General features: G+C 33.9%; 26 protein-coding genes. 8 read left to right on the top strand and 18 right to left on the bottom strand.

Annotated features, from left to right (window positions below):
• Nucleotides 1-65: 65 nt before the first annotated feature.
• Nucleotides 66-467, bottom strand: coding sequence for a response regulator (locus ACW5R3_RS11865; RefSeq protein ID WP_456577232.1), 402 nt, complete (start codon nt 465-467; stop codon nt 66-68).
• Nucleotides 454-1,947: a PAS domain S-box protein gene (locus tag ACW5R3_RS11860; protein ID WP_456577231.1), complete on the bottom strand. Its 1,494-nt coding sequence runs from the start codon at nt 1,945-1,947 to the stop codon at nt 454-456. Before ACW5R3_RS11860 ends, ACW5R3_RS11865 begins: the two co-directional genes overlap by 14 nt.
• Before the next feature lie 318 nt (nt 1,948-2,265).
• Here ACW5R3_RS11860 and ACW5R3_RS11855 point away from each other — a divergent pair, with 318 nt between their 5' ends.
• Nucleotides 2,266-2,643 (top strand): Na(+)-translocating NADH-quinone reductase subunit F, encoded by a 378-nt coding sequence (locus ACW5R3_RS11855; RefSeq protein WP_456577230.1) that lies wholly within the window; start codon nt 2,266-2,268, stop codon nt 2,641-2,643.
• A gap of 5 nt (nt 2,644-2,648) precedes the next feature.
• Nucleotides 2,649-3,626 carry an FAD:protein FMN transferase gene (locus ACW5R3_RS11850; protein WP_456577229.1) on the top strand — a complete coding sequence of 326 codons (978 nt, stop codon included), beginning with the start codon at nt 2,649-2,651 and terminating at the stop codon, nt 3,624-3,626.
• Between the two features lie 82 nt (nt 3,627-3,708).
• On the opposite strand, the gene ACW5R3_RS11845 is transcribed toward ACW5R3_RS11850, so the two are convergent.
• The 9 genes from ACW5R3_RS11845 to pepE all read right to left on the bottom strand — a co-directional run bounded on the left by ACW5R3_RS11845 (nt 3,709) and on the right by pepE (nt 11,286).
• The gene (locus tag ACW5R3_RS11845; RefSeq protein WP_456577228.1) at nt 3,709-4,077 is read right to left on the bottom strand and encodes a DUF423 domain-containing protein; all 369 of its coding nucleotides are present in this window, start codon (nt 4,075-4,077) and stop codon (nt 3,709-3,711) included.
• Between the two features lie 10 nt (nt 4,078-4,087).
• Nucleotides 4,088-5,434 carry an aryl-sulfate sulfotransferase gene (locus ACW5R3_RS11840; protein ID WP_456577227.1) on the bottom strand — a complete coding sequence of 449 codons (1,347 nt, stop codon included), beginning with the start codon at nt 5,432-5,434 and terminating at the stop codon, nt 4,088-4,090.
• A 39-nt stretch (nt 5,435-5,473) separates the two neighbouring features.
• Complete coding sequence (locus ACW5R3_RS11835; RefSeq protein ID WP_456577226.1) at nt 5,474-6,241, bottom strand: class I SAM-dependent methyltransferase; 768 nt, start codon at nt 6,239-6,241, stop codon at nt 5,474-5,476.
• 5 nt (nt 6,242-6,246) lie between these two features.
• Entirely contained in the window at nt 6,247-7,029 is a 783-nt protein-coding gene (locus tag ACW5R3_RS11830; protein ID WP_456577225.1) for a DUF3050 domain-containing protein, read from the bottom strand.
• 9 nt (nt 7,030-7,038) lie between these two features.
• Nucleotides 7,039-7,857 (bottom strand): type I methionyl aminopeptidase, encoded by an 819-nt coding sequence (map, locus tag ACW5R3_RS11825; protein ID WP_456577224.1) that lies wholly within the window; start codon nt 7,855-7,857, stop codon nt 7,039-7,041.
• A gap of 223 nt (nt 7,858-8,080) precedes the next feature.
• Nucleotides 8,081-8,494 carry a BT0820 family HAD-type phosphatase gene (locus ACW5R3_RS11820; RefSeq protein WP_456577223.1) on the bottom strand — a complete coding sequence of 138 codons (414 nt, stop codon included), beginning with the start codon at nt 8,492-8,494 and terminating at the stop codon, nt 8,081-8,083.
• A gap of 21 nt (nt 8,495-8,515) precedes the next feature.
• Nucleotides 8,516-10,033 (bottom strand): 2,3-bisphosphoglycerate-independent phosphoglycerate mutase, encoded by a 1,518-nt coding sequence (gpmI, locus tag ACW5R3_RS11815; protein WP_456577222.1) that lies wholly within the window; start codon nt 10,031-10,033, stop codon nt 8,516-8,518.
• Between the two features lie 74 nt (nt 10,034-10,107).
• Entirely contained in the window at nt 10,108-10,578 is a 471-nt protein-coding gene (locus ACW5R3_RS11810) for a GNAT family N-acetyltransferase (protein WP_456577221.1), read from the bottom strand.
• The gene (gene pepE, locus ACW5R3_RS11805; RefSeq protein ID WP_456577220.1) at nt 10,579-11,286 is read right to left on the bottom strand and encodes a dipeptidase PepE; all 708 of its coding nucleotides are present in this window, start codon (nt 11,284-11,286) and stop codon (nt 10,579-10,581) included.
• A 113-nt stretch (nt 11,287-11,399) separates the two neighbouring features.
• Between pepE and ACW5R3_RS11800 the strand changes: the two genes are divergently transcribed.
• The 6 genes from ACW5R3_RS11800 (at nt 11,400) to ACW5R3_RS11775 (ending at nt 16,686) form a co-directional block, all read left to right on the top strand.
• The gene (locus ACW5R3_RS11800) at nt 11,400-12,179 is read left to right on the top strand and encodes a carboxypeptidase-like regulatory domain-containing protein (protein WP_456577219.1); all 780 of its coding nucleotides are present in this window, start codon (nt 11,400-11,402) and stop codon (nt 12,177-12,179) included.
• The gene (locus tag ACW5R3_RS11795; protein WP_456577218.1) at nt 12,172-12,936 is read left to right on the top strand and encodes a hypothetical protein; all 765 of its coding nucleotides are present in this window, start codon (nt 12,172-12,174) and stop codon (nt 12,934-12,936) included. Before ACW5R3_RS11800 ends, ACW5R3_RS11795 begins: the two co-directional genes overlap by 8 nt.
• A gap of 9 nt (nt 12,937-12,945) precedes the next feature.
• Complete coding sequence (locus ACW5R3_RS11790; RefSeq protein WP_456577217.1) at nt 12,946-13,098, top strand: hypothetical protein; 153 nt, start codon at nt 12,946-12,948, stop codon at nt 13,096-13,098.
• A gap of 276 nt (nt 13,099-13,374) precedes the next feature.
• Entirely contained in the window at nt 13,375-13,875 is a 501-nt protein-coding gene (locus tag ACW5R3_RS11785) for a DUF6702 family protein (RefSeq protein WP_456577216.1), read from the top strand.
• Between the two features lie 67 nt (nt 13,876-13,942).
• Nucleotides 13,943-16,246, top strand: a complete 2,304-nt coding sequence (locus ACW5R3_RS11780) for a M1 family metallopeptidase (RefSeq protein ID WP_456577215.1) — start codon at nt 13,943-13,945, stop codon at nt 16,244-16,246.
• Nucleotides 16,247-16,398: 152 nt separating this feature from the next.
• Entirely contained in the window at nt 16,399-16,686 is a 288-nt protein-coding gene (locus ACW5R3_RS11775; protein WP_456577214.1) for a Sec-independent protein translocase subunit TatA/TatB, read from the top strand.
• Between the two features lie 35 nt (nt 16,687-16,721).
• Here the strand turns inward: ACW5R3_RS11775 and ACW5R3_RS11770 are convergent, their stop codons facing one another.
• The 7 genes from ACW5R3_RS11770 to ACW5R3_RS11740 form a co-directional block, all read right to left on the bottom strand.
• The gene (locus tag ACW5R3_RS11770) at nt 16,722-17,450 is read right to left on the bottom strand and encodes a glucose 1-dehydrogenase (protein ID WP_456577213.1); all 729 of its coding nucleotides are present in this window, start codon (nt 17,448-17,450) and stop codon (nt 16,722-16,724) included.
• A 5-nt stretch (nt 17,451-17,455) separates the two neighbouring features.
• On the bottom strand, nt 17,456-18,262 hold the full coding sequence (locus ACW5R3_RS11765) for a haloacid dehalogenase type II (protein WP_456577212.1): 807 nt from the start codon (nt 18,260-18,262) through the stop codon (nt 17,456-17,458).
• Nucleotides 18,263-18,314: 52 nt separating this feature from the next.
• Nucleotides 18,315-18,917, bottom strand: coding sequence for a TetR/AcrR family transcriptional regulator (locus ACW5R3_RS11760; RefSeq protein ID WP_456577211.1), 603 nt, complete (start codon nt 18,915-18,917; stop codon nt 18,315-18,317).
• Nucleotides 18,918-18,986: 69 nt separating this feature from the next.
• Nucleotides 18,987-20,444, bottom strand: a complete 1,458-nt coding sequence (locus tag ACW5R3_RS11755; protein WP_456577210.1) for an FAD-dependent oxidoreductase — start codon at nt 20,442-20,444, stop codon at nt 18,987-18,989.
• Nucleotides 20,445-20,558: 114 nt separating this feature from the next.
• Nucleotides 20,559-21,488, bottom strand: coding sequence for an FAD-dependent oxidoreductase (locus ACW5R3_RS11750; protein ID WP_456577209.1), 930 nt, complete (start codon nt 21,486-21,488; stop codon nt 20,559-20,561).
• Nucleotides 21,485-22,927: an amidohydrolase family protein gene (locus ACW5R3_RS11745; RefSeq protein WP_456577208.1), complete on the bottom strand. Its 1,443-nt coding sequence runs from the start codon at nt 22,925-22,927 to the stop codon at nt 21,485-21,487. The genes ACW5R3_RS11750 and ACW5R3_RS11745 overlap by 4 nt, the downstream gene beginning before the upstream one ends.
• A 3-nt stretch (nt 22,928-22,930) precedes the next feature.
• A complete protein-coding gene (locus ACW5R3_RS11740) occupies nt 22,931-24,718 on the bottom strand; it encodes a serine hydrolase (RefSeq protein ID WP_456577207.1) in 1,788 nt (595 codons plus the stop codon).
• Between the last annotated feature and the right edge of the window lie 131 nt (nt 24,719-24,849).

The raw sequence follows: 24,849 nt of genomic DNA, 5'->3' as shown, positions 1-24,849 counted from the left end.
GCCAATACTTTAAATAGTATTGGCTTTTTTATTTTTACTAAATCCTAAATAGATCTTAAATGGGATTAATCCTCTGTAGACTCTTCTAAAATTTCTTTTAATGTGTCTAAGGATATAGGCTTTATAATGTAATTAGAGACATTGTCATAGCGTTTAACACGATTCATATCCATAGGGTCTATAGAAGAGCTTACAATGTAAATAGTAACTTCTTTGTGTGACTCAATTTTTATAAATTCATCTAAAAACTGCCATCCATCCATAATGGGCATATTAATATCTAAAAGAATAATATCTGGAAGGTTTTCACCAGCTAGCATAATTGGTTTTAAGCTATTAATAGCTTCTTCACCATTTTTAAATATCATAAAAGAATTACAGAAATTCGACAATTCCATCATACGTTTCGCTCCAAATATAAATATTGGATCATCATCAATAATGCAGGTTACATCAATTTTTTTCATGTTTTTTAAAGTATATATAGAAGGTTGTTCCTTCATTAACAGTGCTTTTAACTTCTATTTTTCCACCAATTGCTTCTATTTGATTTTTGGTGATGAATAATCCTAATCCGCGTGAATCCTTATGTTTGTGAAAGGTCTTATACATACCAAACATTTTTTCACCGTGTTTTTTTAAATCTATGCCTTGACCATAATCTTTAATCTTCAGTATAATAAAGTCGTTTACAACTTCTGTGTCGACTTCAATTTTAGCGGGTTCATTTTGCTTTTTATATTTAATAGCATTTGTAAGAAAGTTTAAAATAATACTGTCTAAATATGCCGGGAGACCAACAATGTAATGATCTGGGTCAATATTTATACGTGTTGTTGTTTTAGACTCTATTACTAATGCTGAGATACTTGATAGTGCGCCTTCAAAACTTTTTAATAAGTTTAGTGGGACAGTATCGAGATCTTTTTGAATATTTATGGCTGCTACTTCATTTAAATTGGAAACGGTTTCACCTAAATGGGTAACAGCTTGTTTTATTAATGGGAAAATGTCGTTATCCGTTGTTTCGGGGAGATCCATTTTCATAATATCTAACAACATATCTAGATTTCCATAATGCGATCTTAAATTATGCGATACAATATGTGCGAAATTTAACAAGCGTTTATTTTGGTCTTCAGTTGTCTCTAAAAGCTCATTAACACGTTTGCTAGTTTCTTTAATATCGGTAACATCATTTATTTGAGCAACTATATGTAGCGGTGTTTTATCATCATCTCTAACAATTGATGAGGATAGCTGTGTCCAGATAACTTCGCCTTGTTTACTTATATAACGTTTTTCAGTTTCAAAATAATCCGTATGACCATTTATCATACTTAGCATCCCTTTATTACCTTTATGAAGGTCATCTGGGTGGGTGATGTCCATAAAAGTTAATTGTGTTAATTCATCATTAGTATAACCTAAAATTTCACACAAACTTTTATTAACATTTATCCAATTACCTTTTAAATCCAGTATGGCCATCCCTATTAATGCTGTATTGAAAGTTCTTCGAAGCTGTAGCTCTTTATAAGCGAGCTCTTTTGAGGCCCTTACGTTTTCATCTATATCTTGAAATAATCCTTGGACTAAGACACATTTGTTATTTTCGATTATAGCTTTTCCTATTGCACGAACCCATCTGTCCTTACCTGTTTTGGTAGTTATTTGTACTTCAGCATCAAAATTTTTATGTTTTTCAATGCATTCGGCAAATAAATTAGAGATATAATCCCTATTATGGCCTTCTTTATAAAAAGAAATACCTGTCTCTACATTAGGTTGATAATCTATTGGGACTTCATGAATTTTTTTTGTTTCATCACTCCAGGCTAAAGTGGCTGCAATGGGGTCGTATTCCCAAGTTCCTATTTTAGCTTGTTCTTGTATGAAATCTAATATATTGTTTTGGTTTCTGTTTTGTATATTAGGGGTTGACAAAATAGATATTATTTTAAGGTGAAAAACAAAGATAAGTTTAATTTAAAGAAATAGTATTGTCATTTTTTTAATAACAGACAGTGTTTATTGAGAATTTTTTAAAAATAAGTTTCTATAATATTCACTTCTTTTATCTGCAATAGGTTTTATGTTCTGATAATTAGCTTATTGTTGTTTTATAACTGTTAGTTTACAGTGTTTTTGATATTTGTTTTGGAGTAATTCTAACTTTTGAAACTTTAAATACATAGGTCTCATTTTTATTATTGTTGTATTTTTGTATCGAACAACGGTAGTATCCGACAATAGTAAAATGTAATGAGCAAACCCCTTACACCTCAAGAAGTCCATAATCTTGCCATGAATCATGTTGGTAAAGACCTAGAAGCTCGTGGTTTTGAATTTGTTGCTATAAATAGTAAACTTAAACGCCATCCGCAATTTGTTTGTATTGATAAAAATAATCAATACTTTTTTGTTATTGTAAGAGCTGTTATATTACCCGATAACCCCAATAACTACGATGTTGTTTGGATGGAAACTTTTAAGAAACATGCTGCTGATAAAGATGCTAAAGTACTATATGCAGGTGTTGGCCTTGGGAATCCAGATGGGCAAGATTTACCAATATATTTAAATGAAGATTATTTGTTAGAATACAATGGTATTCAGGTTATAGAAACCAATTTAAACTAAACGACATGAAACCATTAAGCATTCTAATAGTCCTTTTATTATTAACGTCTTGCACTCAAACATCTACCAACTCTAAGTTTGCTGGTCAGGTTTTTGGAACATCATATTCTGTTATTTATGATTCAGATATAAATTATCAAACTCAGTTTGATAGTATTTTTAAAGTTATTAATAAGTCTTTATCAACCTACATACCAGATTCAGATATTTCAAAAGTAAATAGAAACGAAAGCACCACAATAGATAACCATTTTATAAATGTTTTTAATACTTCTACGGAGATTTATACCGCTACAGAAGGTGTTTTCGATCCCACAATTGGCGCAGTTGTAAATGCATGGGATTTTGGACCTAAAGGTAAAATTGTGGGACTAGATAGTCTTAAAATTGATAGTTTAATGCAATCTGTCGGTTTTAATAAAGTTGCTATTTCAACAAGAAGTGTTCAAAAAACAAACCCGAATACATTTTTAGATTTTAATGCCATAGCTAAAGGATACGGTGTAGATGTAATTGGAGAGTTTTTAGAGTCGAAAAACATAAAGAATTACCTGGTTGAAATAGGTGGAGAAATTCGTACGCGCGGTATTAATAAAGAAAAAGATGATCAGTGGACAGTTGGTGTTGAAATGCCTCATTTTGATGGCGAACAATCGGTGTTGAAAGCCATTCACTTGCAAAACCAATCTATGGCAACTTCTGGTACTTACAGAAAATTTAAATTGGATAGTTTAGGCAATAAGTTTGCACATATTATTAATACAAAAACGGGATACCCAAGTAAAACCAATATTTTAAGTGTATCTGTTATTACAGAAGATTGTATGACTGCAGATGCTTATGCCACCGCTTTTCAAGCTATGGGGATAGAAAAAGTTCAAGATTTCGTTAAAGATCATTCTGAATTAAAAGTGTTTTTAATCTTTGAAAACGATAATAATGAATTTGAAACTATGAGCTTGAATAATTTCCCCACAGACTAATTAAAATGATTAACTGAAGTATAAAAAAAGGTTGTACAGCAAAACTGTACAACCTTTTTTATGGTAATAATTTAAGACTTGTTTAAAAGGCGTTTATCAGTAATGTAAACCAACCAATAACCAAAAACAATCCGCCAATAGGAGTAATAGGTCCCAAAAAACGCAATTTTTTTCCTTTTGCATCCGATAATACGAGTCCGTAAATACTAAAGGAAAATAATAGAATTCCTAATGTAAAACACCAGTAGCTTGCAGCTGCTACAGGAAAGGAACTGAAACCCAATGCTAATAATACGATGGCATGATACATTTGATATCTCACGCCCACTTCAAAACTATGTAATTGTTCTGTAGTTAATATTTTTTTTAAAGCATGAGAGCCAAAAGCTCCAAATATAACGGCTAACATGCCAAAAAGGGCTCCTGTATTTATTAGTATTTGATTTGTCATAGTGTTTTTTTTATTCCACAGGAACAGTTAATGGAGTTAAAGTTCTTCCTTGAAAACCCGAATAATTTTTATTGTATTTCTTTACTTTAAATAAACCAGAATTTCCATCTATTGGTACTTGATATTGCCAAATTATTGATCCAGAAGCATTAACTTCAAATATAGTACCTGTTCCTCCCATAGTAATTAATGTATTTCCGTTGTTTAAGCGGTTTGCACCTGATAATCTAGGAGAATATATTAATGGGTCATTAAAAGACCACGCGTAGCTTTCGGGTAAATTAGCAATATGAGGCTCTAGATTATAACTACCATCAGTATTTTGCGGTATTAAAACCTCATCTATTGATGATTTGTTTAAAAATCTGTCGTTATTAAATAATAAAAAATTGCCATCTGCATTATTTGAATTACCTATCCAAGTTACGTCGTGTTGTCCATACAGACGTTGCTGACTGTCTGTTCCTGAATTGTAAGTTTGTGGGTTGCCCCACCTGTATAATAGATCTCCGCCTTTGTTATAACTGCCTCCTGAATGGGAAGCCGCTTCTTCTGTTGTTGTGCTATGGTCTATAATCCAAAATTCGTTAAATACTCGTGAACTCAATACAATTTGATCAAACTCTTCAATGTAATCTATAGAATTAATATGATTGAAATTTGCACTTCCATTAGAAAAGTTGATATCAAGTAATTCAGGATGTTCTGAAACAACGCCATAATTAGCTTTGGTGTTATCAAAGTCTTGAATTAGGTGATCCCAAACGGACCATTCCCATACAATTTGTGCTTGATTATTTTCTAAGATTTCAATCTCTAATATTTTACAATGCCACACGGCATTTTCATTTAATAAATTAGGGTCTCTACCTTGATTGATAGCGTTTGTAGCGGATTTATTTTCCCAAACAGTTACCAATAAGTTATTATTAGGTAGTAGTTCTATATCATGATGTAATACATGTTCGGGAGTGTTATATTCCCAAAACCAAAGCTGATTGCCTTCAAAATCTAATATTTCTATGGCTCCTGTAGCACCAGAACTAAAATTGTTATCTGGCTGTGTAATGGCTCTTATTAAGTTACCTTCAGGACTTAAATATGATACAAGTGCTCTCATTTCAGAAGACCATTTATTTACAACAAATCCTTCGTTATTTATTAGATATGTGTGAGGGGATCCTAAAGGTGAGAGTAGGGTATAACCATCAAAAATTCCGTTTTCATAAACTAATACAGAAGGCTCTAAAACAGTAGGGGTTTCAGGAGTGTTTGTGTATGATGAAACATGATCATCATTACTACAATTTAAGAGGCTTAAAAAACAAATAAAAATGGTTATGATATTATTTTTCATAATACAATTTAGTTATAATTTGCTAAATATGGCGTGTAGTTAGTTTTTGTAAACAACAGGAATTATTTCTCCTTTAGCTAAACAAAATTTTGCGATGTCAGATTCAGAAAGTTTAGATGTATAATCCTCTTCTTTAACTTTAAATCCAATAGAGCGTAACTTATTAAAATAATCACGACCATAAATACGAACATGGTCGTATTGACCGAATATTTTAGCACGTTCTACTTTATCGGTAATGCTGTTGTCTTCAAAAGTTGTTTCACGATTTAACTCTTGTGGTATTTGAAAAATACCATAACCTCCAGGTTTCATAACACGATATAATTCTTGCATGGCTTTCGTGTCATCAGGTATGTGTTCCAATACATGATTGCATAAAATAACATCGTAACTATTATCTTCAAAAGGCAGGTTGCAAATGTCTGCTTTTACGTCTGCAATTGGTGATAATAAATCGGTGGTTGTATAAGTAATGTTTTTTAGGCTTTTAAAACGTTTTAGAAAACATTGTTCTGGAGCAAAGTGTAGTACTTTTTTATTTTCGGAAAAGAAATTGGTGTCGTTTTTTAAATATAACCACAGCAATCTATGACGTTCTAAACTTAATGTTGAAGGCGATAAAACGTTGTTTCTTTGATTGCCATATCCGTAGGGTAGAAAGGTTTTAAAACTCTTACCGTCAATAGGGTCGGTGTATGTTTCGCCTTTTAAAAAAAATGCTAAAATGGGGCGTACTACGTAACTTAACCGAATTAAAATGGGTCTTGGTATAGTATTTAGTATTTTTTTAAATAGTTTCTTCAACGGATTTAAATTTCAGCTTTTTGTGTTGAACGAATTTTATCATAAATACCATTCCAAAGGTTAATTCTGTGTTGTAATGCTTCTTTAGCAACAATTAAAACCTCATGCCACTTTTTGGAATCATTACAACAAAGTTCCGTTATCATTTTTAAGGATAAAGGGCCGTGCTCGTCACCATCTAACTCTATATGGCGTTTTAAATAATAGGTTAATTTGCTGTAGCTTTCGTCGCTTGTTTTTGACTGGTTTATAATTTGAAAAAACATGTCAGGAATCACATCTTCACGACCAAAAGTAAAAGCAGAAGCAATTTTATGAGCTTCATTAGTGTCAATGATATCAAAAGTATATTGAACAAACTTAAAGGTTTCCGAATCTAATTCGGTTTGCTTTGCTGCGTTAGTTACCGAAACACCTTTTTTAATAGTGCTAACAAACTCAGTAATTTGATTGGTATTAGCGCCTACTTGATTCATGGCATCTAAATACATTTCAAAATGGCTTTTTGGTTCCCCAAGTTCATTAACGTCACTTTCTTCTCCAAGAACAATTTCATTAATAAAACGCGCAGTTGCAGAATTTGAAACAGGCGTCCATGGTACAGAGGTGTCTGTTAATTTACTCTGTAAGGCTTTTAGCAAACTCATAAAATCCCAAACAGCAAAAACATGTTGCTCCATAAAAGTTTTTATATCGGCAACAGAAGCTAATACTTCGTATAGTTTATGAGTGTTTAACTGTGTTCTTAAGTCACTAAGTTCCGATTCAATATAGGTAATATCACTCATGGAATAATTTTATAAAACTAATGGAGTTTGTCTGAATTCATCTTCTTCATTGCTTTCAATACCTAAAGCTTCGTAGATATAAGCGAAAGTAGATAATAATTCTGGCTTACCGTCTACGATAGCTACATCATGTTCAAAATGGGCTGAAGGCTTATTGTCTAATGTTGTAATTGTCCAACCATCTCTATGTTGTTTAATTCGGTGCGTGCCCATATTTATCATAGGCTCTATAGCAACTACTTGTCCTTCTATGAATTTCTTTCCACGACCGCGTTTTCCGTAGTTAGGCATATTGGGATCTTCGTGCATTTTACGGCCCAAACCATGTCCTACTAATTCTCTAACAACACCATAGCCATGGTCTTCACAATATTTCTGAATAGCAAAACCAACATCGCCAACTCTATTACCTACTTTATATTCGCGGATACCAACATATAAAGACTCTTTAGTAACATCTAAAAGTTTTTGTGTTTCTGGTTCAATTTCACCTACTGCAAATGTGTAAGCGTGGTCACCATAAAAGTTGTTTTTAATAGCGCCACAATCTATAGATATGATATCACCTTCATGTAATGGTTCATTAGTAGGGAATCCATGAACGACCTGAGTATTTGGACTCATGCAAAGGGTGTTTGGAAAATCATATAAACCTAAAAAGCCAGGTATAGCACCTTGCTCACGAATATACTCTTCAGCCATTTGGTCTAACTTTAAGGTTGTTACGCCTGGTTTAACCTCTTTGGCTAGCATGCCTAATGTGCGTGAAACTACTAATGCACTTTCGCGCATTAATTCGATCTCTTCTCTTGTTTTAACTATAATCATAAATTCAAAAATATGTGCAAAGATACTTAATTTTAATAAGCTTATTAGCTTTGTAGAACAGGACTTTTAATAGACTTTTTTAATATAAATAATGCACCGTGTATGCCGTTACGTATGTGGTAATATACAGGTGATATGTTAAATTAAAATAGCTAATCTATGTTCAAAAAGCGACTCGTAAGCACGACTCTGTGCTTTATTGTAAAGCAAGTTGAGGTGCGTTTTATTTTTTGAGGAAAGAAAATAAGCCTTTTTTCTTTTTAGGTTTGTTCGGGTGGTTATTAGAATCAGCTAATAGTTGAAAAACTTCCCCCCAGCCTAAGAGACCACCAATATTTCTGTCGTCTATAAATATATCGGCGTGTATTTTTCGACTTTTAGTATTGTCAAACTGTTCTTCCGGAAAACTTTTATTTATAGCATAAAATTCTAGTCCGTTTTTTTTACAAAACTCTACGGCTTCATCAAGTCGTGAACCGCTTCTGTATGTCCATAAAATAAGGCGATGCCCGTCTTTTTGTAAACGTTCTAAGGTTTCAAAAGCAAACATTTTGGGTTTACCAACTTTAGGGTATGCATCTTCTACAATTGTGCCGTCAAAGTCGACAGCTATAATAAGTTTATCAGTAAAATTCATTGAAGTAATCTAAAAAATAATTTAAATAATAGGGGTTTGCGTCATCGCTTCGGGTTGTGGAACACCTATTAGTTTTAAAATAGTTGGTGCTAAATCGCCTAAAACACCATCTTGAATATGTTTTAATTCTGGATCTATTAATATAATGGGAACCGGATTTGTAGTATGTGCTGTATTAGGCGACCCGTCTGGGTTTATCATAGTTTCACAGTTTCCATGATCGGCTATTAATAATGTGGTGTAACCATTTTCTAGACCAGATGTAACTACGTCCTTAACACAAGTGTCTACAACCTCACAAGCTTGTATAGCAGCTTCCATAACTCCCGTATGTCCAACCATATCACCATTAGCAAAATTTAAACATACAAAGTCAGCTTCTCCTTTTTCTAATTCAGGAATTAAAGCATCTCGTAATTCATATGCGCTCATTTCAGGTTTTAAGTCGTAAGTGGCTACTTTTGGTGAGTTTCTTAAAATACGAGATTCACCTTCAAAAGGTTTTTCGCGACCTCCTGAAAAGAAAAATGTTACATGAGGATATTTTTCTGTTTCGGCTATTCTAATTTGCTTTTTATGGTGTTTTTCTAAAACCTCGCCCAAAGTATCTGTTAAGTTATCTTTGTTATAGATGACGTTAATATTCGCATAAGTTTCGTCATAATTAGTCATGGTTACATAATACAAATCTAGTTTATGCATATTCTGCTCATGGAAATCTTTTTGAGAAAGCGCTTCGGTTAATTCTCGGCCACGGTCTGTACGGAAATTAAAGAAAATAACCACATCACCGTCTTTAATTGTTGCTCGTGGCGTATTCATACCATCTGCTAAAATGATAGGTTTTATAAACTCGTCTGTAATATTATTATCGTAATTTTTTTCTATTGTTTCTTTAGCATTAGTGGCCAAAGTGCCTGTTCCGTGTACTAAGGCATCATAAGCTAATTTAATGCGTTCCCAACGTTGATCACGATCCATCGCATAATAGCGACCTGTTATACTTGCTAGTTTTGTAGGGGTATTAATTATGTGGTTCTCTAAATCTTGAATATATTTAGCTCCAGATTTTGGATCTACATCACGCCCATCAGTAAAAGCATGTATGTATGATTCAGTAACGCCAGCTTGTTCCGCAGCATCTACTAATCCATAAAGATGGTTTATGTGTGAATGAACACCACCGTCACTTACAAGGCCTAAAAAATGGATAGGCTTGTTGTTTGTTTTGGCATATTTAAAAGCATCTGCTAGTGTTGACTCGTCCTGTAGTGTTTTATTTTTAACAGCTAGGTTTATCTTAACTAAATCCTGATAAACAATGCGTCCGGCACCAAGGTTCATGTGTCCAACTTCACTATTTCCCATTTGTCCTTCAGGTAATCCAACATGCAAACCATCTGTCCGTAAATTAGCATGTGGATAGGTGGTATACAAAGAATCTATAAAAGGGGTATTGGCATGGTCTATAGCTGAAACTTTAGGGTCAGGAGATTTTCCCCAACCATCTAAAATCATAAGGATTACTTTTCTGTTCATTATAAAAAATTATAGAACAAATATAAGGGATTATAACTAAAAAGGAATAATTACTCTAAGCGTTTATTGAAATCTCATATTTCACGAGTCATCAAATAATGCGTGCCAATTTCTGGTACCTGAAAAGATGATCCAACCGTAATGCATTTTTGATTTTTATAAAAATTAATAGCCTTTTCACGTGCATTAAACCAAAGTCGTTTCACACCTTGTTCTTGAAGTTTTTTTAAACCAGCAGCAAGTAAATAACGGCCTAAGCCTTTGTTCTGATATGCTTCTAAGACACACATACCGCGTAATTGATATTGCGTGTCTTCTGTGAACTCAGAATTAATGTTTTTTAAAAAGCTAGCAGCTCCTACTAAACTGTTGGTGTGGAAAATGCCATAATGAAAAGTAGTCTCTGAATAGTCGCCATCAAATACACACGTTTCTTTAGGTTTACCTGCCCGTAAAACGGGATGCCTAACAAGGTGTGCTTCTTCCGCTGTTATTAGTCGAACTTGATATAAAGGTGAGTCAAAAAACGGTGAAGGCTGATTCATTTATTTTAAATAGTCTAATTGGGTTTCGGTAGGGATTTCATGTGGTGTATTTTGGTATTCAAAAATCCGTGCATTTAAAGTGCCTTTTAGAATAATTGAAGTTCCTTGAACTTCTAGCCAGCTACCTTCACGTAAGCCAATAACAGGGAAGGTGTTATAGGCGTGAAATTCTTTAATACGAGTTTCACGGGTTTCTCCCATATGTTTACTATTAGGGTCAGGGTCTAGATAATGCGGATTAATATTAAAAGGAACCATAGCCAATGCTTTAAAGCTTGGAGGGTATACAATAGGCATATCGTTTGTTGTGTTTATTGTTAAGCCACAAATATTACTGCCTGCACTTGTACCTAAATAGGGGGTGCCAGAATTAATGGCTGTTTGTAGTGGTTCAATACATTTGTTTTTATAAAGCTGACTTAATAAAACAAACGTGTTTCCGCCTCCTGTAAATATGCCTTCTGCCTTCTTTATGGCCTCGATAGGAGATTCAAACTCATGAATTCCTTGGACTGATATCTGAATTTTCTGAAACGCTAAGCGTGCTTTTTCAGTGTAGTCTTCGTGCGAAATACCTCCAGGTCGTGCATATGGTATAAATAAAATTGATTTACAGTTTTTAAAAAACACTTTTAAATCGGTTAATAAATACTCCAAATAATCGCCACCATGAATCGTAGAGGTGCTTGCTATTAGCAATTGTTTCATAAGTTTAATTTTTGTAAATTTAAGTAAACATTGGATTTAACAAAAGTTTATAAGCTATTTACATATAAATTAAGAATTGTTATAGTTTCTTTAAACCAACTAAACTAACAATCATGAAATTACAATTACTTAGTATGCTTTTTATACTAGTCATTTTTGAGGGCTTCTCTCAAAATGTCCAGCGGATAGAAGTTCAAGGGAAAATTATAGCTAAAAGTGATGTCGAAGGCGTTACTATATTTAATAAATCCTCTAATGAAGGAACTGTGGCAGATGAGGCAGGTGACTTTGTTGTTGAAGTTGCTTTAGGTGATGTTTTAGAAGTTTCGGCCTTGCAGTATGAAGCTAGAACTGTAACGATTACACAAGGGGTTGTAGATTCTAAACGGGTTCGGTTGTTCTTGGTTGAAGCATTGAATACTTTAAGTGAAGTCGTTTTATTACCTACAAAATTAACAGGCGATTTATTGGTTGATATCAATAATGCTGAAGTTCAAAAAGCAATTGTAATGAGTTTTGGAGATATTAGTAATTTAGAATTTCCGGAGGATGCATTTACAAAACCGGTAAATGAAATTACCCGTGAAGGTGAGTTTTATAACGGCGTGAATTTTGCTTCTATTATTGGGATTAATAAATGGTTGAATAAGTCGCAAAATAACAAATCTTCCCAATTATCTAATGCCGATAGCCCTCTTGGTTTGAGTGATATTTATACAGTAACTTATATAAATGAAACATATGATATTCCTGTAGATAAAGTGGCTGATTTTTTTGAGTACTGTATGGATAATGGCTTTGATGCAAACTTGCTAGGTGAAGAAAACGAACTGAAACGGATAGCCTTTTTAGAACAACAGAGTCAATCCTTTTTAAATAAGTTAAATGATTAATTTAAAAACAGGCGTCTTAATAGTAAGTTGGTTTTTGGTATTAAAATTAGGCTACGCTCAAACAGAGTTAATACAAGGTGTAATACAAAGCACAGCAGATGTTGAAAATATCCATGTTATTAATAAAACAGCACAGAGGTTTACAATTTCAAACGCCCAAGGCGCTTTTAAAATAGGAGCATCGTTAAATGATACCCTTGTTTTTTCTTCGGTTCAACATCAGACAAAAAATGTTATTATAACTCAAAAAATATTAAAAAATAAAACACTTGTGGTTTTGCTTAAAGAATCTATAACCGAATTAAATCAAGTTGTAGTAGGAAAGATTTTATCAGGGGATATGCAGCAAGATATATCTAATGTTGAAGGTGTTGCGTTTACGGCAAAATCAGCAGGAATACCGAGTTATGAAGGGCCGGTAAAAACTCAGTCTGAACGCCGACTCAACGAAGCGACAACCGGAGGTGGTCTAATTCCTCTAAATCCAATACTGAATGGTATATCTGGACGTACAAAAAAATTAAAGCATCAAGTTGAACTGGAGAGTAGAGAAGATTTGATGATGACATTGAGGAACTCCCTGTCCGAAGATTTGTTTTCTAAATACCCACTAGATGACGCCCATGTAAACGAGTATTTTTATTTTGTTTCTGAACAACCTGATTTTATGGTCCGCTGTAGCAATAAATCTGCAATTGAAAGACTTGACTATTTAATTGATAAATTACATATTTATAAGCAAAATTTAAATAATTAATAAGCTTCATTGGAATGGAACAAAGGCTTGTTGGTTGTTTGTGTTTCTAACTTATACGTGCAAACTAGTAATATTCAGGGTCATGTTGTTAACCAGTTAGAAGCTAAGAATGTTCATGTAATTAATAAAGCAGCTAATAAGTTTACAACAACCAATATGTAAGGAGACTTTGTAATACAAGCGAAACTTAACAATACGCTTTTATTTTATTCATTCAACATGAGTTGATTTCGATAGTTGTAGATACTCAAGTTTTTGATTCAGAAACGATTCAGGTATTTTTTAAAACCAATAGTTAATAAATTAAAAGAGGTGGTTATAAGAAAGGTTTTGTCTGGTTATATTCTACTAATAAAAATATAAACTACAATTAATTGCTTGAAACACTAGCTTTGGGTTATGGTAAATATGTACTTTAGCATTTTAAACATTACCTTAATGAAAGCATTTAAATATCTGACTTTACTTTTCGTAATTCCGCTTTTTGCTTATACAGTAGCACATAAATACTATGTGAGTATAACTCAAGTAGAATACGTTCAAGAAAAAGAATCCGTACAGTTTGTTTCGCGAATATTTATTGATGATTTAGAGCGTTTAGTTCGAACCAGGTATGATGAAACAATCACATTAACAACGGATAATGAAGTAGAAGCTGCTAATTATTATATTGGTAAGTATCTATCAGAGAAAATTCAAGTTGTTATAAATGGTAAACCTGCTGATTTACAGTATTTAGGTAAAGAATATGAAAATGATTTGGTATATTGTTATCTAGAAATAGAAGGGGTCAAATCAATAGAATCATTTGAGATTACCAATCAAGTCTTATTTGATGTTTTTAGCGATCAGAAAAACATTGTTAGAACTCAAATAAACGGGCAGAATAAGAGTTTTATGCTTATTAAGCAAAATGATAAAGGTATGTTAAACTTTTAGTAAAGTATTTGATAGCCTTAAAAAAGTGTTAATTTTCCAATCAATTATATAGTAATTCAATTTAACCATGAAAAAATTAAAGTATCTTTTCCTATCTGCTTTATTTGTTTCTGTAGGGGTAACTGCCCAAGACAAGGAACAAGAACCGGAGCGTAAGCCAGGTCATACAAACACGAATAAATTCAAACAGTTGTATGATGAGTTTTCAACACCAAACATGTTCAGAACAGGGTCTGGAGCACCTGGTCCTGCTTACTACCAACAGCAAGCAGATTACAAAATGGACCTAACCTTAGACGATGAAAACGCTAAGATATCAGGTTTTGAAACCATTACATATACTAATAATTCACCAGATGAATTAAAGTATTTATGGGTGCAATTAGATCAAAACATGCGTGCTAAAGATTCAAAAACTCCTTTAATTCAAGGTGGTGGTGTGAGTCCAGCACAGCAAGCAGGAAAATTTGCATCTGAATATATGACCGATGGTTTTGATGGTGGTTTTAAAATTGAAGCCGTTACAGATGCTGGAGGTAAAGCCTTACCTCATATGATAAATAGAACAATGATGCGTGTTGAGCTTCCTGAAGCTTTAGGAACAGGCGAAAAATTTAGTTTTTCTATTAAGTGGTGGTATAATATTAACGACTACGTAAATATGGGTGGGCGTTCAGGTTATGAGTTTTTTCCAGAAGACGGTAATAGAAACTATATAATTGCACAATTCTTTCCAAGAATGGCTGTGTATAACGATGTTGAAGGATGGCAAAACTCACAGTTCTGGGGACGTGATGAGTTTGCATTACCTTTCGGAGATTATGAGGTTAATATAACTGTGCCTTCAGATCATATTATGGATGCAACAGGTGAGTTAACAAACCGTAAAGAAGTATTCTCAAAAGAAATGATGAAACGATATGATAAGGCTAAAAAATCTTATGATAAGCCTGTATTTATCGTTACACAAGAAGAAGCTGAAAAAGCTGAGAAAAACCGTGCATCAGGAACTAAAACATGGAAATTTTCTGCTGAAAATGTAAGAGATTTTGCTTTTGCAAGTTCAAGAAAATATATCTGGGATATGATGGCTGTTAAAATAGGTGATAGAGACGTTATGGCTGTTTCTATGTATCCAAAAGAAGGTAACCCATTATGGGAAGAATGGTCTACTTATGCCGTTGCAAGTACATTAAAGTCTTACTCGCGTATGACATTCGATTACCCATACCACAAAGCAATTTCAGTACATGCTAAGCAACAAGGTATGGAATACCCAATGATTTGTTTTAACTATGGTCGTCCAGATAAAGAAGGAAACTATAGTGATCGTACAAAATACGGTATGATAAGTGTTATTATTCACGAAGTAGGACATAACTTTTTCCCTATGATTGTGAATAGTGATGAACGTCAATGGACATGGATGGATGAAGGATTAAATACATTTGTGCAATATGTTGCAGAGCAAGATTTTGGCGAATGGTACCCAGCAGCTTTATCTGAAGGTGATGATAAATACCCTTCTAGTCGTGGTCCTGCTGCTAATATAGTACCTTACATGGGAGGTGATCAAGATTATATTGCTCCTATTATGACTAAAGGTTTAAATACACACCAATTTGGTAATAATGCTTACGGTAAGCCTGGAACAGCTCTTAATATTTTAAGAGAAACAGTAATGGGGCGTGATTTATTTGATTATGCTTTTAAAGAATATGCAAACCGTTGGATGTTTAAGCACCCAACACCAGAAGATTTCTTCCGAACAATGGAAGATGCTTCAGCATTCGATTTAGATTGGTATTGGAGAGGTTGGTTTTATACAACAGACTATGTAGATATAGGTGTTAAGGATGTGAAGAAATACTATGTATCTTCTGAGCCGAACGCTAGAATTAAAGAGATGGTTAAGCGTCGTGGAATGAAACTAAGCGATTTACCACCTTTAGTGTATATGGTTGAAGAAGGCAGTGAAGATTACAATGAAACAATGAAAAATGGGACATTATTAGAAAATTCACCAACTTTAAATGAGTATGTAATGGATAATTTTACTCCAGAAGAACGTAAAAATATCAAGCAGCCTAAGTTTTTCTATAGCGTAACATTTGAAAAGCCAGGAGGATTAGTTATGCCAATTATTGTAGAGTATACATATGCTGATGGTACATCTAAAACAGAAAAATATCCAGCTCAAATTTGGAGATTAAATGATGAAGAGGTTAGTAAAACAGTCGCTTCAGATAAGGAAATTGTAAAAATTACTGTAGATCCAAAATTAGAAACTGCAGATGTTGATACATCTAATAATTCTTGGCCAAAAGAAGTTACTGAAAGTAAGTTCGATTCTTTCAAGAATAAAAATTAAGACTACTAGTTAGTGACTACGAAGGCTATTTTAATGAAATAAAGTAGTTTTTAATTTCTGTCTAGAACTTAAAATTAATGAATATTAAAAAAAGCCGACTTTTTACAGTCGGCTTTTTTAATTTCTATCAAACTACTTAGTATATTTGCACTGTGATACTACAATTAACATTCTTATTTATCGGAACAACCGAAATCATGTTCATACTATTTATAGTAGTGATGGTCTTTGGTGCCGATAAAATTCCCGAAATAGCTAGAGGCTTAGGGAAGGGTATGCGTATGATGAAAGATGCAACCAATGATATTAAATCGGAGATTACCAAAAGCGCTGAAAAAAATGGTATCGATACCAGTGTCACTAAAGATGTTCAAAACGAACTAAATAAAGTTAAAGATGAACTAGAAGAGTTTACAGGTTCTGTAAAGCGTAAACTCTAATAGCTTCATATCTTCTCAAAACATAGTGGTTGAGGTTAAATTAAACCGCCATTAGCGCCAATAACTTGACCGGTAATCCATTTGGAATCATCGCTTGCTAAAAACAGAACAACCTTTGCTATATCAATTGGTTTTGCAAGTCTGTTAAACGCATTCAATGTGCTTAGTCTATCAATCTGTTCTTGAGATTTTCCAGTCATGAAAAGATCTGTTTCTGTAGCTCCAGGAGCAATAGCATTTACTGAAATTCCTCTTCCTATTTCTTTAGCGAATACACGTGTCATTTGTTCTACAGCCGCCTTACTTGCCGAATAAATAGCATATGTTGGTAGCATTAATTTTGTGGTACTAGATGAGAAATTGATAATAATACCATTATCAGCCAATTTCTCATTAGCTTCTTGTAGGGTATTGAAAATGCCTTTTACATTTACATCAAACTGCTTATTAAAATCGGTTAGCGTTTGTTCGCTTAGATTTTTTGAAATCATAGTACCTGCATTATTAATCAACACGTCAATTCTTCCAAAAGCTTTAATTGTTTTATCAAATAAATACGTTACAGCCTCTTTATCGCTAACATCTGCTTTAACTATAATTGCCTGACCACCATTGTCTTTAATTTCTTTTGCGGTAGCTTCAGCTTCATCTGTACTGTTAGAATGATTTACAACAACTTTAGCACCGTTTTTTGCTAAAATTAAAGCAACTTCTTTTCCAATACCTCTTGAGGATCCTGTTACTATAATAACTTTATCGGTCATATTTTTTATTTTAAATTAATTAAATGGTTTGTTACTAATTCTAAATTCGATTCATTGATTTCAGGGTTAGGTGCTAAAGGGTATAACTGTGCTCCAGGTCTGCTAATAAAAGCACCACGCCAATTAGCCCATAAGGCTCCAGCAATATCCCAACCATGTGCTGCTATTAGCATGCATTCATTTGGTTTTACATCCATAGTTCTTGCAGCCCAATCGTAAGCATCTGTATGAGGTTTGTACTTTCCAAGGTCCTCAATACTTAAGCGTTGATCAAAATATTCTAATAAACCAGCATTTTTAAACTGTGTTTCTACGCCTATATTGGAAGAATTTGTAAAAGAGACCAACTTATATCCAGCTTGCTTTAATCGTTGTAAAGAAGCTTTTACTTCAGGGTGCGGCGGAATAGATCTTAGTGATGGTAATATAACATCTTTAGCTTCTGCTTCAGATAAGGTTATATTATTATTTGCAGCAACCATTTGTAAGGCTGCAGCACCTATATCGCCAAAATCATTATACTGCCTTCCAACTGTTGATACTAATGAGTATTGAAGCATTGTTGTAAACCATAAAGGAAGTAAATCGCTACGATTTCCCAAGGCTTTACCAACATTCTCTTTCATGTCTGTTAAGTCTAAAAGTGTTTCATTAACGTCAAAAAATAACACTTTCGGTCTTTGAGAATTTAGTGAGGTCTTAGCATCTTCGGAAATAGTTGATTCCATACCATAGTTTGCGGTTGCGCCTATGCCAAGTCCCATGCCTAGTAATGTTGATTTTTTTATAAAATTCCGTCTGTTATTTGTCATTTTGTTAAAGGTTTATAAACATACTAAGTAGTATGTTTTGTGTTAAAAAAAATTAAGCTTTTATCTGATTCAGGTATTGTTCGAGTCCTGTGGTAAATGTATTTATTACATCATCAGTATCGTATAGTTTTCTAATTCCTCTAATGCCTTCAAAAGCGCTAATTAGGTACAAAGCTATAGCTTGGCTAGAGAGTTCTTTTTTGATACTGTTTTCTTTTTTTCCTCTTTCAATTAATGTAACTAATGCTTTTTTCCATTTTTCTATAATGTTCTTTAAAGCATTCTGATAGGCTATTTCTTCACTGCCAATTTCATTGATGAGGTTATTCATTGGGCAACCGTGTTTCTTGTCGTAAAACGGGAAACCTTTTAGTCGGTTAATAAACACGTTTTCTAATATTTCTAAAGCATCACCGGGTTCTTCTAAAGGTAGGATCATGCCTGTTATAACACGTTCTGCAACTTTTGAGCTGATAACCTCAAGACCTAGTGCTTTCTTGCTTTTATAATGATGATAAAACGCACCTTTACTTAAGGTTGTTTCTTTCATTATTTTATCAATACTAGTTGTTTTAAAACCGTGTTCATAAAATAAGCCAAAAGCCTTATTTATAATAAGCTGTTTGGTAAGTTCCGATTTAATTTCTTGTTGCATAATGCTAATTTACATAAAAAAAACCAAGTGGTATGTTTTTGTTTTGTTAATTAATAATATGCTTAGGAGTTAGATGTCTTTCTTTAAGCAACGACCTCTAGGTTCATTGCCTTTGTGTAATACCACATCTGAATGGAGGAATTTTGCGGCCTCAGCAGAATCTTTAACTTTTGTGGCGCTTCGTTTTAACATTTCTGTTTCAAACGTATTTAATACAGAGTTGCGAACACCTATTGTTTTCCAATTGGAATTTGGATGACATCCTATATGCAATAGGTTAGCTAAGGATAAAGCGTCTAATAAGGCTTGATTAGCTCCTTGTCCTTTAAAAGGGCTCATCGGGTGAGCGGCATCACCAATTAATGTAACTTGTTTGCCTTTTTGTAATGCATCTGGTTGTAATAACTCTCGATCGTAAACTGGGTAACCTGATATTAAACTGGCTTGCGTTTTTAGTATAATTTCAGGGATGGGATCATGCCATTGAGTTCGTTTTATAGCTTCTTTTTTTAAACTTTTAGGACCGTTTTGACTAAGTTCTATGGCTTCTTTTTCACTAATAGGAAAACTTAGCTGCCACATGATAGAATTTTTGTCGAAAGGCATGACATATAAGCGTTCATGACCGTTGGCTGTTTGAAAAACTGTAGCAGAATCTAATAATGTAGAGCGAGGATGTGAGAGTGAATCTAAAGGACAAATTCCTAAAATTACAATACAACCTAAATACCTGAGAGGTGTGTGTGTGTCACCAATTAATATTTGTCTTACGGAGCTTCTAATGCCATCTGCTCCAACTATTAAGTCGGCCTGACTAGTTATCGTTTTTCCGTCAACGTTAAACTCTAGTGTTGCTTGTGCATTTTTGTTTTCGTTAAAACGTACTAACCGATGTCCCCATTTTATGTTATTAGAATGCTCTAGTTGTTGTAGTAACTCCAAGCGTAATGCCTGGCGTGCAATATGTACGTTGGTACGTCGTGGTTCTGTTTTTGAATCGGTATCTAACCATTTTCGCATACCCCATTCTCCAACAATTTCACCATCAGTTTTGTGAACGACATGCCGTGTAGAAATAACGCCATCTTTTAATTTAGAAATTCCTAAACTAGCCATGGCATTACTGGCTTGTTGAAGTGTTAATCCGTAACCTTGGGAGCGTTCATTAAAACTATTGTCTTTTTCATAAAGCGTAAACGGTATACCTCTATGTAGACAAGCAACAGCTAAAGCGACTCCTCCAATACCGCCTCCAATAATAGCTATATGTGGATAGTTTTCTGAATCAGGAATAGGAGAGGTGTTAGCTGCTACAAGCCCGGTAGCATTACATGCTTTGCATGGGATTAAGTTTCGTTTTGGAGGTTTTGGTTTTGTACCTGTTTGGTCTGATTTATTAAATTTTTCTAATTCATAAAGGTATCCAAGCTTGACTTTTTTTCGTAACCGTTGACTTTTTTTACCACGGCCTTTACAGTTCTTGCAGGTCTGCCAGAAAGATGTTTCGTTTTTTAATGTATCTTTCATATTGGTCATATTAGCATTAGGGACACTTAAAAGAATGAGTTTCTATATTTTAAATTGTTGTGCAAAATTAATGAATCTTGTATTGATTTTAATAATTTATACTCTTACTGATTATTAAACCAGCTTAGCGAGCTCAATTGCACAACCCCAAGCCACGGTAAAGCCAGCGCCACCGTGTCCGTAATTATGGAAAATGTTTGGGTAATTCTCATCAAACTCAAACCTAACAGTACTTCTTTTGGGTCTTAAACCTACTATTTGTTCTAGTATTTCAGGTTTTATATGCGATAAACCGCCGTCAATAAGTCGGTTGGTAATTAGGTCTGTATCGCTTTTTTCAATATTGATATTCCAGTCGTTTTCGTAGTCTGTACCGCCTATTACGCAATCGCTACTTCTGTTAATTACATAGCTTAATGCTCCTTTTTTTGTGGAATCTGCACACGAAGGAATGTCCATTTTTTTACAACGTAAAATTTGTCCACGCATAGGGCGTATATCATTATCATTACAAATTTCTTTTGCTCCTAATCCTGTGCAATTAATCACCAAGCTGTTTAGGTTTGACATTTCTTGTAAACTAGTGATTTTTTGTTCTTTAAAAAGTCCGCCGTTTGCTATAAAACGATTGAATAAGTAGGGAAGATACAACAAAGGTTCAGCAAGTGGTACGGTTGAAATATAGGCTGATGCTATGCCTTTAGGTAGCTCTTCAGCTGTTGCTTTTCTAACAGCTTCTTTGGGTAGTTGATTTGTCCAGTCGGTATTGCTTTCGCTATTGTATGCGGTAATAAAAGGAATAAAAGCAACGCCATTTCCTTCTTTTACATCTTGCTGATATTCTTGGTAGGCAAGAGCTGCCCATTTGTTGGCTTCTTTTTTTGGGTGAATTTCAAACGGAAACCAAATAGCACCTACTTTGCTAGATAAGGTTTTATCAAAACGTTCTTTAGCGATTATAGTTACTTCAAAACCTTTTTCTTGTAGTTTGATTGCTGAAGTTAAACCAACAATTCCGCAGCCGATAACTGTAATAGGTTTCATAATTTCACCTCACTTTTTATGCCTTCCCCAGGGAAAACATCTTTTTTTAGTTCGCCATTTTCAATTAGGATTGTACCGTTTACAATCACATAATCCATCCCTGAAGATTTTACAAAACCATTGGTGTAAGTAGCGTTATCTTTTACATTATTTATATCAAAGAGTATTAAATCTGCATACGAACCTTTTTGAATTCGTCCTCGTAATTTCATTTCTGGAGCAATGTTTTCTAACACTTGGGCAGGCATAATGGTCATTTTTCTAATGGCTTCATTAATGCTAATCAATCCTTTTTTATTTACGTAGGTGCTAATAATTCTACTGAAAGTACCCGAGCCTCTTGGGTGTCCTGTTGGAGAGTGTTCTCCACCATCACTCGCAATCATCGATACTTTAGAAGCGACAACTTTATCTACCCAGCTTTCTTTCATCATATGAACAATAACAGAACCACCTTGTTTTCTGTATTTCTCAAAAGTTTCAGGAGTTAAGCGTTCATTGGTTTCAACCCATTGCAAATCTTCATAGGTACAGCCCAAACGTTCTTGCCAACCTTCGTTAAAAATAGCAGAACCGATTTCGGTGTTTCCTGCGGTATACGGGTATAATTCTGTAGTGATAGGAAAACCTAAGGCTTGTGCTTTTTCAACTTCTTGCAAACAAAAATCGACATCTTTACGCGCCATACTCGTTAAATGACAAATATGTAGTTGCGTTTTATTAAGAAGCGCATCAGAAAATGCTTGCTGAAATGCAATAGCACCACCTTCTCTTACGTGAGAAAAAATTGGCACTTTTGATGCGCCTGCAAATGCATATACATCGGCAATTTCTTCGATGGAAGCATTTGGTAAATACCCAACAGGAGTACCAATACCAAGTGCTCCGTTGTTTAAGGCATCTTTTAATTTATTCCGAAGTATTGGAAACTTGTCTTTAGGTAAAGTTAGTTGCGCTACAGAGTCTTGCAATTCTTCATAAATACTTTTATATACACGATCGCTCTTGGCAATAACTTTATTTCGATAGGCTAATTGGCAGGCAGATGCACCGTAATTTAATAAGGCATTTCCTTTTCTAGCTTGGTAATATTGCGTTAGGGTGTCTATTCCAACTTCTAATTCTAGTGCAGTGGTTACGCCATCAAAAGCTTGATATTCATTCTCTACATTGGTTTGTCCGTGGGCGTGTAAATCGATAAATCCAGGAGATAAAATTTTACCTGTTCCGTCAATTGTTTTTATTCCGTTTAATTTTTCGGAACTAATTTCTATAATTTTATCGCCAACAATGGCAACGTTTAGTATTTCGTCTGTATTAGTTTCAGGATCGATTACGCGAGCGTTTTCAATAACAATATCGTAGATGGATTCTTTATTTGAATCACACGAAACGAAACAAACTAACAGTATTAAAAAGGTATATTTTTTAAAATTCATTTGTTATTTTTTTACTGCGGTAAAGATGCCGTTTGGCTGATGAAAAACTAAATTTAGCTTCCCATCCTTTTCTTCAAAAACAGTTTTATACCCTGACAAACCTTTAATTGAAAATTCATTCTCTTTGATAGGGATTAATGTATATTCGGGTTGTCCAGGTACTAATAATCTGAGGTTATCGTTTTCTAGACTTATTTTTATTTCAGCTCCAGATATTAAATAGCTTCCTGTTAATTTGTTTAATGCTTCTTTAGGTATAGTTATTTCGGTTGGGGTTCTGGAAAAAACAAGAGCATCTAAAGCAGGTTCCATTTTAAGTTTTACCGATTCTATGTCTCCTAGGTCGTTTGTTTGAAAATTAAAATTAAAACCTAATTCATTTGAACTTACTTTATTGTCTTTAACTAGATATGCTTTAAAAATATCATAGTGTATATGTTTTAAATAGGCTTTTTCTCTAGTGAAATTAGTCCAAAGTGAATCGTTTTTAACTTCTAATGTCATAGTTCCATAGCCTTTATGTGTGTATTTTCCAGTGTATTCTGCTAAGTTGTGACTTGGTGTGGTGTTCGATATTTTGTTTTTCTCTTCTTCTTGTTTCTTTTCTTTTTGTTGCTTTTTAATTTCTGATATTTTTTCAGAATAATACTGAACCCAATCGGTTTTTTCTAAATCAAATATTTCATCAGAGATGGTGTTTCTAACTAAAGCAGGTAAAGCGGAGCCATCTTGATTTGAAAGCACAACAATTCCAATTTTATCTGTTGGGAAAAGTGCTACATTAGCGGTGAAGCCATCAATATTTCCGCCATGTTCAAGTCTGTAGTGACCTTTGTAAGACGAGTTTAACCAAGCGTAGCCGTAGCTGTTAAGATGTTGGTCGGGGAACTCCTTATTAGGAATTGCATTTCCGATAAGCATTAACGGGTTGATTGCTTTTTCGATATATTTTTTTGGTAAAACTTGCTTGCCGTTATACTGCCCATTGTTTGTCCATACTTTTAACCAATTAGCCATTTCTTTTACACTACTATTTATACTTCCTGCCGGACTAATGGCGGCAATATTATAATATGGTGTTAGTTGCTGAGTTTCAAAATTTTCAAGTGTATAACCTTTGGATATATTAGATTGATTTTTAAGTTCCTCAATTGTAAGATTAGAGGTTGACATATTTAAAGGTTTAAAAAAACGTTCTCGTATATTGTCTTCCCAACTTATACCCGTTAATTTTTCAGAAATTAACCCCTGTGCTAAATACATAAAGTTATTGTAGTACCATTTTTCTCTTAAGTCCGTAAATGGTTCTTGGTATTTTACACGCGCTAATAAACTGTCTTTACTTTCGGTAGGAAATAAATACCATGAATAATCGTGTCGAGGTAAGCCTGTTCTGTGGCTAACCATATCTAAAATGGTTACATTGTTATTTAATTCATCATTATAAAACTCTAATTCGGGAAGGTATTTACGTGGACTATCTGTAAACTTTAAACCATGTTCCTCTTCCATTACCCCAAGTAAGGCTGTTGTAAAAGCTTTAGTTGTAGATCCTATGGCGTAAAGCGTGTTTTCGTCGGCCTTTAGTTTTTTTTCTAAATCTTTATACCCAAAACCTTTAGCGTAAATAACGGCGTCACCTTTTACTATGGCAACGGAAAATCCAACAGTTTGTGTCGCTTTTTGTAATTCTGATAGCTTTTTATCAAGTTGCTTTGTGTTTAAGTCTGTTTGTGCAACTACTGACGCACTGATGAATAAAGCTAGTAAGTAAAAATGTTTTAGGCGCATTTTGGAAATAGGTTGTTAGGTTAACAATTACGAAAACTGCTCACGTAATATGAGAAGCTATCGTAGAATTCTGTTAAAAATACTAATTTATACCTAATAAACAGAAAAGCCTAAAGTGAATTATTGCGCAT

Source organism: Algorimicrobium bowmanii (assembly GCF_054031195.1).
Note: the sequence above shows the minus strand (reverse complement) of the source record. Positions and strands in the feature narration are given on the sequence as shown.

Excerpts from the sequence above, each read along its gene's own strand:
- ACW5R3_RS11865 (WP_456577232.1), bottom strand. The coding sequence starts at position 467 with ATGAAAAAAATTGATGTAACCTGCATTATTGATGATGATCCAATATTT.
- ACW5R3_RS11855 (WP_456577230.1), top strand. The coding sequence starts at position 2,266 with ATGAGCAAACCCCTTACACCTCAAGAAGTCCATAATCTTGCCATGAAT.
- ACW5R3_RS11850 (WP_456577229.1), top strand. The coding sequence starts at position 2,649 with ATGAAACCATTAAGCATTCTAATAGTCCTTTTATTATTAACGTCTTGC.
- ACW5R3_RS11845 (WP_456577228.1), bottom strand. The coding sequence starts at position 4,077 with ATGACAAATCAAATACTAATAAATACAGGAGCCCTTTTTGGCATGTTA.
- ACW5R3_RS11840 (WP_456577227.1), bottom strand. The coding sequence starts at position 5,434 with ATGAAAAATAATATCATAACCATTTTTATTTGTTTTTTAAGCCTCTTA.
- ACW5R3_RS11830 (WP_456577225.1), bottom strand. The coding sequence starts at position 7,029 with ATGAGTGATATTACCTATATTGAATCGGAACTTAGTGACTTAAGAACA.
- map (WP_456577224.1), bottom strand. The coding sequence starts at position 7,857 with ATGATTATAGTTAAAACAAGAGAAGAGATCGAATTAATGCGCGAAAGT.
- ACW5R3_RS11820 (WP_456577223.1), bottom strand. The coding sequence starts at position 8,494 with ATGAATTTTACTGATAAACTTATTATAGCTGTCGACTTTGACGGCACA.
- gpmI (WP_456577222.1), bottom strand. The coding sequence starts at position 10,033 with ATGAACAGAAAAGTAATCCTTATGATTTTAGATGGTTGGGGAAAATCT.
- ACW5R3_RS11810 (WP_456577221.1), bottom strand. The coding sequence starts at position 10,578 with ATGAATCAGCCTTCACCGTTTTTTGACTCACCTTTATATCAAGTTCGA.
- pepE (WP_456577220.1), bottom strand. The coding sequence starts at position 11,286 with ATGAAACAATTGCTAATAGCAAGCACCTCTACGATTCATGGTGGCGAT.
- ACW5R3_RS11800 (WP_456577219.1), top strand. The coding sequence starts at position 11,400 with ATGAAATTACAATTACTTAGTATGCTTTTTATACTAGTCATTTTTGAG.
- ACW5R3_RS11795 (WP_456577218.1), top strand. The coding sequence starts at position 12,172 with ATGATTAATTTAAAAACAGGCGTCTTAATAGTAAGTTGGTTTTTGGTA.
- ACW5R3_RS11785 (WP_456577216.1), top strand. The coding sequence starts at position 13,375 with ATGAAAGCATTTAAATATCTGACTTTACTTTTCGTAATTCCGCTTTTT.
- ACW5R3_RS11780 (WP_456577215.1), top strand. The coding sequence starts at position 13,943 with ATGAAAAAATTAAAGTATCTTTTCCTATCTGCTTTATTTGTTTCTGTA.
- ACW5R3_RS11770 (WP_456577213.1), bottom strand. The coding sequence starts at position 17,450 with ATGACCGATAAAGTTATTATAGTAACAGGATCCTCAAGAGGTATTGGA.
- ACW5R3_RS11765 (WP_456577212.1), bottom strand. The coding sequence starts at position 18,262 with ATGACAAATAACAGACGGAATTTTATAAAAAAATCAACATTACTAGGC.
- ACW5R3_RS11760 (WP_456577211.1), bottom strand. The coding sequence starts at position 18,917 with ATGCAACAAGAAATTAAATCGGAACTTACCAAACAGCTTATTATAAAT.
- ACW5R3_RS11755 (WP_456577210.1), bottom strand. The coding sequence starts at position 20,444 with ATGAAAGATACATTAAAAAACGAAACATCTTTCTGGCAGACCTGCAAG.
- ACW5R3_RS11750 (WP_456577209.1), bottom strand. The coding sequence starts at position 21,488 with ATGAAACCTATTACAGTTATCGGCTGCGGAATTGTTGGTTTAACTTCA.
- ACW5R3_RS11745 (WP_456577208.1), bottom strand. The coding sequence starts at position 22,927 with ATGAATTTTAAAAAATATACCTTTTTAATACTGTTAGTTTGTTTCGTT.
- ACW5R3_RS11740 (WP_456577207.1), bottom strand. The coding sequence starts at position 24,718 with ATGCGCCTAAAACATTTTTACTTACTAGCTTTATTCATCAGTGCGTCA.